Raw genomic sequence first — 14,825 nt, 5'->3', positions numbered from 1 at the left:
TTATTTATCTTTTAAGTTTTTTCTGCAGGACAAAGGTTGATTTGGTCACAGCTGTGTATTTTGCTTTGCTAAAAGAATATCAAAGTCATGATGTTTTAGCGGTTTTGCAAATAAATAACCTTGTCCAAACTCACAACCCATTTGTTGCAAAATACATTGCTGCTCTTGTGTTTCTATTCCTTCAGCGACCACTTTAATCCCCAGTTTTTGGGCCATCACGATAATCGCTTCACACAAAACTTTATCGTGACTGTCTTCACTCATTGAATGAACAAATGATTTGTCGATTTTTAGAAAATCAGTTGGGTATTTTTTCAAATACGAAATGGAAGAATACCCAGTACCAAAATCGTCAAGAGCTATTTCAATTCCGGCCTGACGGAACTGAAATAATTTAGTAGAGACACTGCTTGTAGCGTCCATCAAAAGATTTTCGGTAATTTCTAATAAGATTGCTTGCGGTGGCGTTCGCGTTTTCAATAATATATCTAACCACTGAGTGATACAGCGATCGGGATCGGTGTAATGAATGGGTGACGTGTTGATGCTTATTTGTAGGGTAGGGCATAAAGCGATGCGCCATGGGTTTACATCTTTACATACTTGCTCAAATACCCAATTGCTGATATCGATAATTAAGCCAGTTTCCTCAGCTATCGGGATAAAGTCTAAAGGACCAATCAGCCCCTTTGTTGGATGTTGCCAGCGTATTAATGCCTCAGCTTTCGTTATACGCCCGCTATGTAAATCGACAATAGGTTGATAAACAATAAAAAATTCTTCATTTTCAAGGGCGAGCCTAAGATCAGCCACTAACGTTAAGCGCTTCAATGCCTCGTCACGCATGCTTTTGGTATAAAAATGATAGTTATTTTTACCCATATTTTTTGCACCATACATGGCTTGGTCAGCATTTTTCAACAGACTGACCACATCTTCAGCATCGTCAGGATAAATAGTAATACCGATGCTGGCACTGGTATGAACAATTTCATTTTGCAAATGGTAGGGCTGGGCCACCGCTTTGAGAATTTTCTGAGCCGTTTTTTCTACTCCAACGAAGTATGAAAAATCATTGATGATCATAACAAATTCGTCTCCTCCCAGACGAGCGACGATATCTTTTTGCCGAAGACATTGGGTTATACGCGTGGCGCAATCGATGAGTAAATCATCTCCAACGCTATGACCGAGTGTATCGTTGATATCTTTAAAGTTATCTAAATCTAAAAACATAACGGCGACTTTTGTGTTGTTTCGTGTAGCGGTATGTAAGGCTTGCTTTAAATGCTCTCCCATCACATTGCGATTAGGGAGTTTTGTGAGATCATCGAAATTTGCTTGTCGCCATATGAGATCGCTTGTTTGTTGTCGTTCAATAGCAATGCTGGTTATATGAGCGAACTGTTTTATCCGCATCAACTCTTCATCCGAGGGGGTGGCAGGGGTATTATGGTAAATAGCAAATGTACCCAGCACTGATCCGTCAGACGTTTTAATAGGCTCAGACCAACAGGCCCCTAATTTGGCTTGGTGAGCAAGCTCACCCCAGGCAGCCCAATAAGGGTGTGTGCTAATGTCATCAACAATTGTACGCACCCCAGTGAATGCTGTTGTGCCGCATGAACCTTGGCCAATTCCAATTTCGATTCCGTCTATCGCGTTGTTGTAAAAGTCGGGTAACGATGGGGCAGCCCCAAGAAACAAATGGGTATCATCGAGCAGTAATATACTGCAATATTGCCCAGCATATTCTAGCTCAACCGCTTCAACGATATCCCCTAAAACAGATTGTAGGGATTCTGAACTGACGATCTTTTCCAAGATCACATTGCGTACACGGGTCAGCTTTTGCGATTCAGTTAGCTGGTCTTGGTAAATTTGCAACCTACGACTAATATGGCCTAATTCTTCTTTTTGTAATTCGCTTTCGACCATAGTCGCAAGATCGCGCAATATGCTTTTATCTTCGTCACTTAAGGTATGAGGTTGGCTATCAAATAAACACAGTGAGCCGACAGCATAGCCGTCCATCATAATTTTTACCCCAGCATAAAACCGCACAAAGGGGGCGTCGGTGACAAAAGGATTATCTTTAAAATCAGCATCGAGATGGGTATCGTTAACAACAAGTAAATCATCAGTCACTATTGTATGGCCGCAAAAAGCGATGTCTCTTGGCGTTTCACTGAGGCTTAAATTCAATATAGATTTAAACCATTGGCGACTTTTATCGATAAACGTGATGGATGCATATTCACAAGCAAACGTATGGGCGGCGATTCGTGTGATCCGATCAAAACGCGCCTCTGCTTTGGTATCTAATATATTCAGTCGATACAAGGCTTCTAGGCGTTGTTTGTCGTTTAACGGGATCGGTGCCGATTTCAAATCTCACTCCTAAAATTTTACACCCAATTGCGCTAAAGTTAACGTTATGCAAACAATCAAGTTGTGTAAATATGGCTTTAGTATGAGCTATATCGGCAGAAACTCCTTAATCTCTTGGATTAAAATCCACAATGACCTGATAAAATCCAGGCTGATCTTTGATTTTATATTGCCAGTTATGGCGCTGAATGATTTTTTCACTGAGTTGTAAGCCTAAACCATAACCAAGTTGACTTTTACTATTGTTATTTTGCCGCTCGGTTGATTTTACCTCGTCACTTTGCGAGCTATTGGTAATGCTCACGGAGCTGCCTTTTTGTAATATCTGCACACGGCCATGTTGTGTATGTTGATAAGCATTGCGGATCAAATTACTTAAAACGATGTGACACGCAGTTGCCGCAGTATCAAATTGGTAGGTTTGGCATTCTAAGTCTACTTCGACATCTTTAGCATTTAGTAAATAAGCCAATTCTGATGACAGATTCTGAATTTTCTCGTTAAGTTTTACTGGCTCAAGGTGAATGGGTTCGTCATCCTTATGACCTAACCAGAGTAAGGTTTCTGTTAGATCGCTCATCGTCAACCCCGCCCGTTCAATGCGCTCTAGTGTCAATTCTTGCTTAGACGTTAGAGGAGACTGTTCACTCAGGCGCTTCAGGAGTTCCACATTACTACGAATAACGGTAATAGGGGTTCTTAGCTCGTGGCTTGCGTAACTGAGAAACGTTTGCTCGCGAACCAGACTCTGGTGCGCAGAATCAAGGCTACTCTTGATAATACTCGCCAGCGTGTTGAGCTCGTTATAAATAAAATCAGGCGGCGGGAGCTTTATATTTTCATGATTAAGTGTTCTGGCCCAATTACCCAAAGACTCAATTGGTTTGGCGACTTTACCCATAACAACAACTAACAAACCTGCAAAAATTGTCATAACACTTAGGCCAATTATGATGATCCCATAGAAACGGGCAAAATGTTTTTTGCTTTTAAGTTGAACGTCAGACCTAGCTAACATGACTTTCGTAACATAACGCGGTTCACCGTTTGCGTTACGTATCATAGCTACAAAAAACATATTTCTTGGTAGCGAAAAAAAAGACTCTTGATCTTTAAATTTTAAAAGATCATTTTCTATTGTCGGCGGAGAACGAAAGCGTTGTTGAATAATAGCCGGGGTATCTTGCCACCTGCTTGCAATTTGAAAGTCTGCAAAATCCACTGGTCGTCCATCTTGAGCGTCTGTTGTCATGACAAGTTCGTGCATGACGCCATTTAGCCCACGGTCTAATCCATCGATATAATAGTTAACACTGAGTACCGAAAACCCCACTGTCATGCCAGTACCCAAAAGCGCGATACTAATGAAAAAGTATAAGCGTAAACTGGGTCGGATTTTCATTGATTGTTGCCTTCATTTGAAATTTTGATGGCAAACCCTTCACCGGCTATTGTCACGACGCTAATGGCTTCATTGTGCGCGTCAAGCTGTTTTCGTAGATGATGGATATGCACTTTTAAACTATTGCTATCGGGTTGATTTTCTCCCCAAACCGCTTGAATAATATCTTGTCTACTAATGGTTTGTGGGCTGGAGCGCATTAAAACCTCGAGTATTTTAAGCGCCGTAGGTGAAAGTTTTAAGGGATGACCAGCTAAAAATGCGCAGCGCTTACTCAGATCGACTTCTAATTCGCCTAATATCAGACGTTTAACTTCACCGCTTCTGCGCCGTGCTAGAACGTTTACGCGCGCAACTAATTCTTGCATGGCAAACGGTTTGACTAAATAGTCGTCGCTGCCGGCATCGAAACCCTGCAATTTATCGCTTAGTGTATCTCGCGCGGTGAGCATTAATATAGGTGTATCGATTCCTTGATCTCTTAACAGCGAGCACAAGGTTAAGCCATCCATTTTTGGCATATTAATATCTAACATAATGACTTGATACAGTTGCCGTTCTATAAGATTAAGACCCATGAGTCCGTTACTGGCGTGATCGCACTCAATAGATTCCAATTCTAGGTAATCCACAATGGTGCTTGCCAAATCAATATCATCTTCAACCAGCAGCACGTTTACCATTTTTCTAAGACTCCATTGATATGTCGATCGCTAACATATCGGATGTTAGCACGGAATATATAAGACGATTTTATATCGTGTAAGACGCGCACTAAAGAATAGTGACAGAACAACAAACCAAACATTAAACCACTTCCAATCGATATAAATGAAGCGAGTTTAATAGAGGATGAGTTAAGACTGGGTTAAGGTTTTATAAATGGCAATCAAGATATTGATTAAGTAATGGCTTAATTGAGTCGATGGGAAAGTTACTGTGTATAACAATACTTTGGCCACTATTGAGTACAATCTGAATTGCCTCACGTGTAGAGCCTGCTTTAATTACACGTATGCTGTGCATATCACGAAAGTACACTGTTTCATGCACTTCGCCGTCACGCAAACAAACGTGATCATCATCGATTGATAAGGTCGGGAAACTGTGTTGACGAAATTTGCCAGCCCAATAATGCAAAGCAACGAATGCGATTCCTAGTAGTAACAACGGTCCAAAAACTACTAGCCCATTGCGAGTAATTAGCCATAGCTCCTCAGTTGAAAAGCGATTGAGAGTCCACGCGATATAAAATCCAGATAAAACAAATAGCGCTAAAGGAATATATAATCGTTTAAGGATCTGAAGTTTATGTTTGCTTTTTTGGTATTCGAAATGCTGCATGTTTTTCCGATAAATCTTGTTGTTAAATTATTAATAACGAGCTCATTTTTTGCTCGAATCACGCACTAAACACCAGATTATAAATGATATTTCATTATTTTGAGGGGTAATTTTATCATCTTTTACTTAAGTATTATTGATAGAAATCTTATTTGGCTTTAAATTTAAAATTAAAGCTGGCTTTATCAGCATTAAAGTCGATATCTTAATACGTTTATTCTCTCAGAAATTATAATTTGCATTTTATGTTTGACGCTGTAACTGCTCTGTTTTCGCCAGTCGATGATAATTTACTCATAGTAGGTGATTTCGATCCCTTGATGGTTATTATTTCTGTTGGTTTGGCAATATTTGCCTCCTTTATGGCTATGCAAGTCGCCACCGAAGCAGCTCAATTAGAAGATTCATCTAAGCGTAAAATATTGACGCTTGTGGCCAGTCTTGCCTTGGGAGGCGGCGTTTGGTCGATGCATTTTTTAGGAATGTTGGCGCTTTCACTTTGTACACCTATCTCATACGACGGACCCATAACCGCTATTTCAATAGTGCCTAGTGTTGCGGCCTCGTGGGTTGCATTAAATATTATTATCAAAAAAAATGTGTCGATATCGCAGCTCGCAGTCGGTGGTGTTCTTATGGGTGCAGGCATTGGCACAATGCATTATATTGGCATGGCGGCGATGGAAATGGCGCCATTGCTGCGGTACGACATGGCTATATTTTTATTGTCTTTGGTGGTCGCCATCTTACTCGCTGTTTTATCGCTGTGGATCCGTTTCAGCTTGGGGTTTTTAATCAAGGTGAAGTTCGGGGAGTACTATCGTAATGGCGTTGCTGCGCTAGTCATGGGGTTAGCAATTTCTGGTATGCATTACACTGGAATGGCGGCAGCGCGATTCGTTAGACCTCCAGGATTTGAGTTTTCTGAGCAAAATGAATATGTCTCACAATACCTTGGTTTTAGTATCGCACTTATCACTATTGGTCTGATTGTGTTGGTACTGGCCATTAATATGGTGCTCAAATACAAAGAGCTGTCAGACAGAGCAAAATTAAATGAAACGCGTTTGCGTGCAACCATTAATGCTTCAGTAGATGGTGTGCTTGGGTTCGACAGCGAAGGTAAAATTGAAAGTGCAAATGATGCTATTTGTGAATTACTTGGATGGCGAGCGAATGAGCTTCTTGATCAGAATGTACGTATGCTGGTAACAGAACCATTTCGACAAGAATTTGATCAGTATGTTGCTGGGCATACAATCAGTCAGCGAACAATTCAAGGTAAAGGAAGAGATGCAGCGATTAGAAACCGTGATGGAAGTGTTATTCCCGTCCGTGTTTCGATAGGGCATGTACAGCAGGCTGAGCACAGCTCATTTGTGGCTTTTGTTTCAGACTTACGCTACCGCCTCGATATGGAAGGTGCATTACGTAAAAGCGAAGCACAATTCCGCTCACTGCTAAGCAATATTCCTGGCATAGCATTTCGGTGTCTAGACAATGAAACACGGCCCATGCTTTTTATTAGTGACGCGGTAGAAAGTATTTCGGGTTACCCCCCAGAGGATTATATTGGAGACCCTCCTAAGCGTTACTTTCATGATCACGTTCATCCTGATGATATTGATTCGGCGCTGCAAATCGTTGACGAAACGCACGTTTTCAAACTTGAATACCGTATTTATAATGCCTTAGGCGAAATTCGCTGGTTATTGGGATATGGGGCGCACTCAGGGGACATCGACTCAGATGAAAAGTGGCTCGACGGTTTTATAATGGACATAACCGAGCGTAAAGAGATGGAACAATCCTTAGTGATTGCTAAAGATAAAGCCGAACAAGCCGCGTCAGCTAGAGCTGCATTTTTAGCCAATATGAGTCATGAAATTCGTACTCCTATGAATGCTGTTATCGGTTTTAGTGACATTTTACTAGATGATGTAGTAGAGCCTGAACATCGTAAGCACTTAACCACAATCAATAAATCTGCAAAATCCTTATTACACCTGCTGAATGATATTCTCGATAGTGCAAAATTAGATAAAGGTAAGTTTCAACTGGAAATGCGCGATTTTTCCTTAATTGAAGAAGTTGACTCGGTCGTATCAACATTGTGGTTGCAAGCCAATAAGAAAGACTTATATCTAACGGTTAATATCGCCCCAGAGGTAGGCGATTTATTCAATGGTGCACCGGATCGAATTCGTCAGGTTCTAACGAATTTAATTGGCAATGCTATTAAATTCACCGCCAAGGGCGGTGTGAATATTACTGTGGGTGTTAAGCCTAGTGGTTGCATTGAGTTCTCAATTGCCGATACGGGTATTGGTATGACGCCAGAACAATTAGCATTAGTCTTCGATGCATTTGGGCAAGCTGATGCCAGCATGAGCAGACGTTTTGGCGGTACTGGTCTAGGTACTACGATCAGTAAGCAATTGGTTGAGCTTATGGGGGGAAGAATATCGGCTTCAAGCTGTTATGAACAAGGTAGCTGTTTTATTTTTACATTGCCCTTGGAAGCGTCTAAATCTGAGGTTAAGCCTCAGACACTCAATCAACGATGCACCTTACCGCCTCTAGACATCTTAATAGTCGATGATATTCAACAGAATATTGATTTGCTAACGTTACTGATGACTCGCCAAGGACATACTATTATTACGGCTCGTGACGGCAAACAAGCACTTCTGCGTATGCGCTGTGATAAATTCGACGTGGTGCTAATGGATGTACAAATGCCAATAATGGATGGTTTAACGTCATCAAAAGAGCGCCGCAAGGAAGAAAAAGAGCAGCAGTTAGCGCGTTTACCCATTATCGCTTTGACCGCCAGCGTGTTACCCGAAGATCGCCAAGCCGCTCTAGATGCTGGAATGGACGGTTTTGCAAACAAGCCGGTTGATACCGAGCTGTTAAATATAGAAATTGCTCAGGCATTGGGAATTGATTTAACCTGTGAAGTTATTGCTCTAGAGCCAGATGACAACAGTGATTTTCATATCGTTAACGAGCCAAAAGGTATCGCATTATGGGGTGACAAGAGCACACTGCTTAAAGAAATATCGCTATTCGTGGATAATAATGAACCATTAATTTTGGATTTCAGGATGACGTTGAACCCACCTGAATGGTCAATAATACAAGCACAATTACATACCCTCAAAGGATTAAGCGGTAATTTAGCCCTGACACAGCTTAGTCAGTTGCTATCTGACGCAGAGCGATGTGCCATGCGCGCCTCAGTCGAGGATATTACGAATGTATTTGCTAGTATTGTAAAATCGTTAACGAATATCAAAGATTATTTATGTGCCCAAGATATAGATGTAATTGAGGTGGATGAAGCAACAAATATTAAGTTGACCGCTTCGCAGGTCATTGACCTTACCGAAAAACTGCTAAGCTCAGCCTTAAATAATGAATACGATGAAGAGACTCTCGAGATGTTTGTTGCAGGTGTAAACCACGAATTGCTCGAAAGATGTAAGCAAATTCAAGATGCCTTTGATGACTTTGAATTTGAGCGGGCTGTAAAAGAACTGCGGTTGCTTAAAAAACAGCTTACTCAGTCAAGAGAAACTCAGTAAATATACGGACAAATTTAATACGATGTTAAGTAATCAAAATACAATGCAAAATATACTTGTCGTAGATGACGAACCGGCAAATTTACGGGTGTTGAAAAAAATACTCGGCGAGTTATACCGCCTGACATTCGCCAAGAGCGGTGAAGAGGCCCTGCGTTTGGTTGCTCGCGAACAACCTGATTTGATTTTATTGGACGTTATGATGCCCAGCATGACAGGGTTTGAAGTATGCCAAGCACTGAAGAGTAACCCGCTTAGTAAGCGTATTCCTGTTATGTTCGTGACGGCGTTAAATGACGAGGTTGATGAAGCAAAAGGTTTTGAGGTCGGGGCCGTGGATTACATTACTAAGCCCGTTTCACCGGCGGTGGTTAAGGCTAGGGTGCGTACCCATTTATCCTTAGTGCAGGCAGATGAGTTACGACGCACTCGGCTACAAGTGATACAGCGCTTAGGAAGAGCGTCAGAATATAAGGATAATGAGACAGGCACCCATGTTTTACGTATGAGTCACTTTTCGCAGGTGTTGGCACTGGCCTACGGATTATCGGCCAATGCAGCAGACGATTTGTTACATGCAGCGCCGATGCACGATATCGGTAAAATAGGCATACCTGATAGTATTATGCTTAAGCCAGCTAAACTCACTGATGAAGAATTTGCCATCATGAAGACGCATCCAGAAATTGGTGCTGAAATTCTCGGTGACTCAGATTCTGGTTTAATAGAACTGGCAAAAATTGTGTCTTTGACGCACCACGAAAAATGGGATGGTTCAGGATACCCTCGAGGATTGAAGGGGGAAGACATTCCGTTAGAAGGACGTATCGTTGCCATTGCAGACGTTTTTGATGCATTGACAAGCAAACGTCCATACAAGGAAGCGTGGTCTATTGAAAAAGCTGTTGAATTTATTCATTCCCAAAGTGGGATACATTTTGACCCTGCGTTAGTTATTTTATTTCAACAATGTCTGCCCCAACTTATTGAAATTAAAGAACGTTGGCAAGACGAGTAATATCCTTTCGTTAGATATAAGGCCGCTGCGAATGACATGAGTTTATGACTAACGTATTAGTAGTCATCGGCTTCGGGCTTTACCTTCTTCTTCTTATAAAACTGCTTGTGTGGCTTTCACAAAAACTTGAGGTTCATTTAACCTTTTTTAGCTGCTTTTTATTTAGATACAAAGAGAATAGGAGTAGAGATACTCACTCGTTGATATGGATAAAAATCAGACTTTAGTATAATTTATGAAAAACCTGCCGATATAGAATTTGATAGTCAAAATAATTGGCTGATTCAGCATCCGAGACTTTTTCTTCCTGATTTTCAGAATCACATATTGTTATTAAAATGTCCTATGCTTTTATGCGCGAACTAAAAAATTAATGCTTAACTTAAATGGAGTCGTTATGAGTAGAGGGGTATTGAGTGATGCTGAACACGAAGTGGCAGTTGATGTTGGGCAAGAACTAGTGTCGACCACGGATACTCAGGGTGTTATTCAGTATGTAAATGATCATTTTTGCACAGTATCAGGTTTTACCCGTGAAGAACTTATTGGCCAACACCACAATATTGTACGACACCCGGAAATGCCCAAGGCGGCATTTGCTGATATGTGGAGCAAGCTCAAATCAAAGCAAGCATGGCGTGGTGCAGTCAAGAATAGGTGTAAAGGCGGCGGCTATTATTGGGTTGATGCTTTTGTAACGCCTCTTTATGAAAATGGTCAACTGATAGGTTTTCAATCAGTACGCACCAAACTTACTAACCCATTTAAAGATAAAGCCCAACGTTTATACTCTAAATTAAATGCAGGTGGGAGCGCATTTAATTGGTTCGACGATAGGGAAAGGGTAAAAGACGCATTATTTATTTTACTAAGTTTATCAATTGTAGGTCTCACTTTTTTGTCACCTTTTTTTGCGCTCCTAATGATTCTTCTGCCTTACGCAATTTTTAAAGGAGAATTAGTTGATATGCGCCAGCACGCAGTTAAGTTGAAAGGTCAATATGACAGCATTTCGCGAGCTATTTTTGCAGGAGACGGTGTAAGAGGTGTGAACGAATTTGCCTTAAAAATACAAGAAGGCAAAGTAAGTACCATATTAGGCCGCGTAATTGACAGCACCGCAATGTTAGATGCGGGAGTTAATTCATTACAGCAAGCGGTAGCAAAGACAAAGATGGGCGTTGAGGAGGAAACTACAGAGCTAACTCAAGTGGCGACTGCTGTAGAACAAATGGTGGCGTCAATCAACGAAGTGACCCGCAACATAGGACACACGTCAGATAAAGTCACCAGCGTTCATCAGGATTGCCGCCAAGCAACGAATTCTATGTCTAACACTATGGATAAAGTTGGCATATTAGCGACTGACGTGGCCAAATCAGCGGGGTCTGCGGCATCCCTAGCAGACGAAGCCAATCGGATAAATGGCGTTATGCAAGAAATTCAGGGGATTGCCGATCAAACAAATTTATTAGCACTAAATGCGGCAATAGAAGCGGCAAGGGCGGGTGAGCACGGACGAGGATTCTCAGTGGTTGCTGATGAAGTTCGCGCGCTTTCGAGCCGCACACACAGCGCAACTACGCAAATACAAACATCGGTTTCTGAAATACAAAGTACATTGTTGCAATGGTCAAAAACGTTAGAGGAAGGAAAATCATCTGCCGAGTCTTGTGTTGAAGAAACCAGACAGACTCAGGAGCTCGTCAATAAAGTGTACGACGATGTTAGTGATATAGCCGATTCAGCCAATCAAATGAGTGTGGCTTCTGATCAACAAAGCTCGGTTTCTATTAGCATCAGTCGTAATATTTCCAATATTAGTGATGTGTCTAAACGGAACCTCGAACAAGTTGAAAAAGTTGAACGTGAAGCATCAGAGATCTCTATTCGATCAAAATCGCTAGCTGCTATGGGATTAACGTTTGGCTAAATATTTTAATGAGTATAAAAAGAGAGCGATATAACGAATGGTCTAGCTGACTAACACTACTCAATTTTGTCAATTTTGATTAATTGCCTACGAAAGTTGTTATGGCGCTTCTAATGGCATTAGAAGCCCTGACGACAAGATTATTACGTGTAATCGTATAGCCTAAAAATATACAAACGTTAAAAACATTACTCAATCAAAGGAGTGTTACGTTAAAGCTCCAAGGTTATTCTTTAGTATTCAATAATGCTAACCCTTATTTAAGGTTACGCTGGGTTTTCTAAGGGGGAGCTTTATGTTTGCCATCGATTCGATGTTCATGAGCTTAGCTATATGTTCCTTCAACATAGGACGCGCGAACACAAAGCCTTGAAAGCTGCTGCATCCCATAGCCAGCAAACAGTCAACTTCTTTCAAATCTTCAACGCCTTCAGCTAATACATCTATCTTAAATACCTTGCACATGGCGATGATGGCTTCTACTACTTGCGCATTCTTTTCGTTATTATGAATATCAGCGACAAATTGTCGATCAATTTTAACGCGTTGTACTGGAAATTGTGTGAGTTTCGAGAGTCCTGAATAGCCAACACCAAAATCATCAAGCGTGATACAAAATCCAAAACTCGCTAGGTAACTGACAGCTGCAATTGCATCGGGAATGTTATGGGTCTTAGCTGATTCTGTTAGCTCAAGTTCAATAAGATTAGGTTTAATATCGTGTTCAACAACACACGTAATAAGTTGTTTTTTAAAGTCTTTTTGATCAAGATCTGGGCCGGAGATATTAATCGCTATTGGTACAACGTTGAGGCCATCATTCTGCCACGTTCTTAGTTGATTGCAGACATGATTGACCAACCAATGGGTTCGTTTTAAAACGAGTCCTGATTGCTCTGCTATAGGAATAAATACCCCAGGTGATACACGGCCGATCACCGGTGAGTTCCAACGCAGCAGTGCTTCCATACCGATAAGGGTACCATCACCCCTTACTTTTGGTTGGTATTCAACATGAAGCTCATTATTTGATAAAGCTTCATTGAGCAGAATGCTAATTTCTTGATGTTCAATAAAGCGTTGTTGACTGCCGGTTTCGTAGTAGTTAATCGCTGACTCACCGACGCTAACAGCATGCAACGCATTGTTAATCAATTGTGAGGGATCTTCGGGTAGCTGATGTGATGCGATAGCGACACCCGCTTTGCAATCCAGATGAATACAATATTCATTGATTTTTAAGCTGCTAGGCAATGATGAAAGCACATGCTGCATGGTGTTTTTGGTATTGGTTTGATCCAGAATAGGGACAATCAGACCTAGACTATACTTATCTAGTACAGCAATTAAGCTTCGCTCGCCTAAGTGTACACTGAGGGTCTCAGCCAATTTTTTCAGGGCTTTGGGTAGATATAAAAAACCAAATTTCTGTTCGATAAAGTGGGCATTGGTTACCCGGATTGCGCAAAGGGAAATAACCCCCTCAAACTGCGGACTATTCTGAGCTAGTTTGTTTTCCAACCATTGCCTGTTAGGTAGCCCAATACTCTCATCATATAATTTAAGGCGTTGTCTTGCTTGAGTTTGCACTGCGAGAGTTTTGTGTAACAGTGCTTTTGCACTAACATCTTCTATCGTTAAAATTGTATGTTGCTCGTCATTGAGCGAATCAATGCTAAGTTTGAATACTTTCATTCGCGCACCCAGTGTACGATTAACCACTAATGCATTGACCCCCTCAATTAATTCAGGAAATACGCGTTCTATACCCAAACCGATAAATTGCTTAGGCAGGCTCGTTAATAATAATGATTGGGCCGCTTGATTTGCTTCAATGATATTTCTCTGACGGTCAATTAAAATTTTAGCCGTTTGAGCATTAACGAATAACGCATGATATAACTGAGTTTGATGACTTAAAATTTGATTTCTTTCTATATTAAACTGATTCCCCCGTTTTGCTGCGATGCTTGCTCGGGCAATAGCAAACGGAATACATAAATTGAAAAAAACAAATAAGATGGTATGCAAATAGTAGTTAGCGTTGTTTAGTACTGGGATTGGTGTCAGGTAGTCGGACAGTGATATCTCGTTGATTAATATATAAAGAGGGAGCAGATTAATGCAGATGCATATCAAACCGGCCTTCCAACCAAGTAATATAAACGCCACGAACGGCGTCGAATACATAACGATAGGACCAAGCATCGATAGTATTTGATTTGGTTGAGTCATGTTAAAGCTGATGCCCGCTAATACTATTAATACGAGCAGCCCGATTGCACTGACATAGTAATAACGTTTCGACATCACCAGTAGTAATGCCAGAGCGATATAAAATAATAATGCAATCGGTACAATATAATCTATTTGTTCAAGCATACTTTGCCACGCGCTTTGAACGACAAAGACCGCACACAACAGTAAAACAGAAACCAATATTATGCGCAGCGAACTGATTCGCCATGCCTCCACATTGATTACAGGGTGATCGTCATCTTGCAAGTAAAAATATTCTTTCAATTGCAGCTTTAGGCGGGTGATAAAGGGCATTTAAATCCTAATCAATAAATAGTAGTACTTGGTTACAACATCTTATTTCGTGCCTATGTTACTGATTAAAAATTATATTTTATAGTCAAGACGGTAAATAAAACGCTCACTCATTGAAAAAAAGTAATAATATTAAAATACTGTAAAAGAGTATCAGTCTCGGTTAGGCATTTGAAATTCGAGATTATTAGCCATTGGAATATTCTCTGGTCGGCAATCATCTTGTATCTTTATTTGGTGTATTGGTGTATTGGTGTAATGGTGTAATGGTGTAATGAAAGGAGAATGTGCGATATAAAATAATCCCCATTGTATAAATACGCATCGTTTGATTCAGATATCTTAAATTTTTCTTGCAATACAAAGGCAAGCTATATAGAGTGCGCCACATCGGACGCGGGATGGAGCAGTCTGGTAGCTCGTCGGGCTCATAACCCGAAGGTCGTAGGTTCAAATCCTGCTCCCGCAACCAACCGATACTTCAGTTATAAATCAAATATAAAAAAGCAATCGCCCCAGGGCTCGCTCTTCATAGTCACGAAAGGTCGTAGGTTCAAATCCTGCTCCCGCAACCAACCGATACCCTCAGTTTTA

General features: G+C 41.0%; 8 protein-coding genes and 1 tRNA gene. 4 read left to right on the top strand and 5 right to left on the bottom strand.

The genetic code is table 11. The features are described 5' to 3' along the window. Window positions 1–45: 45 nt before the first annotated feature. From GQS54_RS19615 to GQS54_RS19600, 4 genes are all read right to left on the bottom strand, one after another. On the bottom strand, window positions 46–2,391 hold the full coding sequence (locus tag GQS54_RS19615) for an EAL domain-containing protein (protein WP_166425616.1): 2,346 nt from the start codon (window positions 2,389–2,391) through the stop codon (window positions 46–48). 106 nt (window positions 2,392–2,497) lie between these two features. Then, the gene (locus GQS54_RS19610; protein WP_205967848.1) at window positions 2,498–3,793 is read right to left on the bottom strand and encodes a HAMP domain-containing sensor histidine kinase; all 1,296 of its coding nucleotides are present in this window, start codon (window positions 3,791–3,793) and stop codon (window positions 2,498–2,500) included. Next, window positions 3,790–4,476, bottom strand: coding sequence for a response regulator transcription factor (locus GQS54_RS19605; protein WP_166425615.1), 687 nt, complete (start codon window positions 4,474–4,476; stop codon window positions 3,790–3,792). Before GQS54_RS19605 ends, GQS54_RS19610 begins: the two co-directional genes overlap by 4 nt. A gap of 193 nt (window positions 4,477–4,669) precedes the next feature. Next, window positions 4,670–5,137 (bottom strand): hypothetical protein, encoded by a 468-nt coding sequence (locus GQS54_RS19600; protein WP_166425614.1) that lies wholly within the window; start codon window positions 5,135–5,137, stop codon window positions 4,670–4,672. Window positions 5,138–5,382: 245 nt separating this feature from the next. Here GQS54_RS19600 and GQS54_RS19595 point away from each other — a divergent pair, with 245 nt between their 5' ends. From GQS54_RS19595 to GQS54_RS19585, 3 genes are all read left to right on the top strand, one after another. Then, a complete protein-coding gene (locus GQS54_RS19595) occupies window positions 5,383–8,727 on the top strand; it encodes an MHYT domain-containing protein (protein ID WP_166425613.1) in 3,345 nt (1,114 codons plus the stop codon). Window positions 8,728–8,749: 22 nt separating this feature from the next. Continuing rightward, entirely contained in the window at window positions 8,750–9,745 is a 996-nt protein-coding gene (locus tag GQS54_RS19590; RefSeq protein ID WP_166425612.1) for a two-component system response regulator, read from the top strand. Window positions 9,746–10,142: 397 nt separating this feature from the next. Beyond that, complete coding sequence (locus GQS54_RS19585; protein ID WP_166425611.1) at window positions 10,143–11,678, top strand: methyl-accepting chemotaxis protein; 1,536 nt, start codon at window positions 10,143–10,145, stop codon at window positions 11,676–11,678. Window positions 11,679–11,927: 249 nt separating this feature from the next. On the opposite strand, the gene GQS54_RS19580 is transcribed toward GQS54_RS19585, so the two are convergent. Further along, on the bottom strand, window positions 11,928–14,231 hold the full coding sequence (locus GQS54_RS19580) for a GGDEF domain-containing phosphodiesterase (RefSeq protein WP_166425610.1): 2,304 nt from the start codon (window positions 14,229–14,231) through the stop codon (window positions 11,928–11,930). 395 nt (window positions 14,232–14,626) lie between these two features. Here GQS54_RS19580 and GQS54_RS19575 point away from each other — a divergent pair. After that, a tRNA-Met gene (locus GQS54_RS19575) sits at window positions 14,627–14,703 on the top strand. Window positions 14,704–14,825: the final 122 nt, after the last annotated feature.

The sequence above is a fragment of the Paraglaciecola sp. 20A4 genome (assembly GCF_011378905.1).
Classification (GTDB): Bacteria; Pseudomonadota; Gammaproteobacteria; order Enterobacterales; family Alteromonadaceae; genus Paraglaciecola.
This window is presented reverse-complemented; position numbering and strand designations above follow the sequence as displayed.